We start from the raw sequence: 593 nt of genomic DNA, 5'->3' as shown, positions 1-593 counted from the left end.
GGATCCACTCGTCCGACGAGTCGATGGGGCCGATGAGGTCCTCGTTCGGGACCAGGTTCGCCGGGCGGTAGGCGCCCACGGCCACGATGCGGCTGGCCGCGGGGCGCTCGTGCTGCTTCAGGGTGACGGTCATGGTGCCTCTCTCTGCCGGGCGGTGCGCGGGGTTCAGGCCGAGTGCTCGGCCAGGAACGCCCGCGCGGCGTCCAGGTCCTCGGGGGTCTTCACGGCGAGCTGCGCTGTGCCCTTGAGGCCGCGCTTGGCCAGTCCGGTCAGTGTGCCACCGGGCAGCAGCTCCAGGACCCCCGTGACCTGCCGCGCGGCCATGGTCGCCATGCACAGGTCCCAGCGGACCGGGCGGGTGACCTGGTCCACGATCCGGGCGAGCACGTCCGTGCCGGACTCGACGGTCTCGCCGTCCCGGTTGGACAGCAGGGGCAGGCGCGGGTCCGAGGGGGAGAGGCCGGCGACGTGGGTCGCGAGGTCGTCCACGGCGGGGCGCATGTGCTCCGTGTGGAACGCGCCGGCCACCTTGAGCGGGATCACGCGGGCGCGGGCGGGGGCGGACTCGGCGAGCGCGCCGAGGGCCTCCGCGG

Annotated in this window: 1 protein-coding gene; it reads right to left on the bottom strand. The window is 74.7% G+C overall.

All coding sequences use genetic code 11. The annotated features are described in order from the left end of the window. Nucleotides 1-165 precede the first annotated feature (165 nt). The coding region (locus ACFWJO_RS39985) for an ACP S-malonyltransferase (RefSeq protein ID WP_386873240.1) at nt 166-593 on the bottom strand (428 nt) is incomplete at its 5' end.

This window comes from Streptomyces sp. NPDC127092 (assembly GCF_042722475.1).
In the GTDB taxonomy this organism is placed as follows: Bacteria; Actinomycetota; Actinomycetes; order Streptomycetales; family Streptomycetaceae; genus Streptomyces.
Note: the sequence above shows the minus strand (reverse complement) of the source record. Positions and strands in the feature narration are given on the sequence as shown.